The 260-nt window shown below is 53.8% G+C and carries 2 tRNA genes; both read right to left on the bottom strand.

The window, feature by feature from the left end:
• Nucleotides 1-28: 28 nt before the first annotated feature.
• A tRNA-Ala gene (locus tag P0D71_RS36135) sits at nt 29-104 on the bottom strand.
• 68 nt (nt 105-172) lie between these two features.
• A tRNA-Ile gene (locus P0D71_RS36130) sits at nt 173-249 on the bottom strand.
• Nucleotides 250-260 lie beyond the last annotated feature (11 nt).

The raw sequence follows: 260 nt of genomic DNA, 5'->3' as shown, positions 1-260 counted from the left end.
TTCTCACAGAACGCTACGCATTGAGGATTGGTGGAGGATGACGGGATCGAACCGACGACCCCCTGCTTGCAAAGCAGGTGCTCTCCCAGCTGAGCTAATCCCCCAGTCATGCACAGATAATCTCTACCTGTTGATACCCAGAGGTTATCGATCAGCACACCAGACAAGACTTTGGTGGGTCTGGATGGATTCGAACCATCGACCCCCGCCTTATCAAGACGGTGCTCTAACCGACTGAGCTACAGACCCCTGAGTCTGTC

Origin of the sequence: Paraburkholderia sp. RL17-383-BIF-A, from assembly GCF_046028015.1 — a bacterium.
GTDB lineage: Bacteria > Pseudomonadota > Gammaproteobacteria > Burkholderiales > Burkholderiaceae > Paraburkholderia.
Note: the sequence above shows the minus strand (reverse complement) of the source record. Positions and strands in the feature narration are given on the sequence as shown.